This is a genomic window from Methylophaga sp. UBA1464 (assembly GCF_002325665.1).
In the GTDB taxonomy this organism is placed as follows: Bacteria; Pseudomonadota; Gammaproteobacteria; order Nitrosococcales; family Methylophagaceae; genus Methylophaga.
Genome location: NZ_DCSO01000067.1, coordinates 1 through 767 on the forward strand (window position 1 = coordinate 1; position 767 = coordinate 767).

2 protein-coding genes are annotated in these 767 nt (G+C 46.7%); both read right to left on the reverse strand.

Annotated features, from left to right (window positions below):
• Positions 1–53 precede the first annotated feature (53 nt).
• Positions 54–323: a GIY-YIG nuclease family protein gene (locus B3O33_RS08055; RefSeq protein ID WP_292361906.1), complete on the reverse strand. Its 270-nt coding sequence runs from the start codon at positions 321–323 to the stop codon at positions 54–56.
• On the reverse strand, positions 310–705 hold the full coding sequence (gene msrB / locus B3O33_RS08060) for a peptide-methionine (R)-S-oxide reductase MsrB (protein WP_292361907.1): 396 nt from the start codon (positions 703–705) through the stop codon (positions 310–312). The genes B3O33_RS08055 and msrB overlap by 14 nt, the downstream gene beginning before the upstream one ends.
• Positions 706–767: the final 62 nt, after the last annotated feature.

Here is a 767-nt window from a genome sequence, read left to right on the forward strand (position 1 = left end):
GTTAAAATCCTGTATCTAAAGGAGAAATTCAGACGTGCTGAAAAAACCCGCCATTATACATGGTCTGATGGCTTGCCGATAAGGTTCAGTTTTTGTTGTCTGCTGAGTTTTTTGATTACTGCTTCCCGACGGCTTGCACTGCTGCGATCGGGATGCTGCTCCTGATACACTACTTTCTGTGCATCACTGGTATGGAAAAAACGGGCGCCGCCTTTATGGTTCTGATGTTGTTTTAAACGTCGTTCCAGGTCTGTGGTTATGCCGGTATATAAATGACCATTCGCCGCTTGAATAATGTAGAGCGTCCATTCAGTCCTGGTCATGAAAATCGAGGGCCACTGAATTAATGCAATAGCGCAGGCCGGTCGGAGCCGGGCCATCGTCAAATACATGACCCAAATGGGCTTCACATTGCTGACAGCGTACCTCGGTACGATCCATATTATGACTGTAATCCGGATGATGAGTGACTACACCATGCTCCAGCTGTGATGAAAAACTTGGCCAACCACAACCGGCATCAAACTTGGCATCTGAAGCAAATAAGGCCTGGCCACAGCAGATACAGTGATAACGTCCGGTTTCATCGTGATTGACATATTCACCTGAAAAAGGCGGCTCTGTGCCAGCCTGCCGGGTAACCCGATATTGCTCGTCACTAAGTTGCTGGCGCCACTGTGCATCCGTTTTTAAATCGGAGTTCATCTTGCTCTTCTTAATTACAACGTTGTGGCATTGTATAAAAAATCGCCAAACAATTCATACCT

Bases quoted from the DNA above. Each gene is read 5' to 3' on its own strand.
- B3O33_RS08055 (WP_292361906.1), bottom strand. From the start codon at position 323: ATGACCAGGACTGAATGGACGCTCTACATTATTCAAGCGGCGAATGGT.
- msrB (WP_292361907.1), bottom strand. From the start codon at position 705: ATGAACTCCGATTTAAAAACGGATGCACAGTGGCGCCAGCAACTTAGT.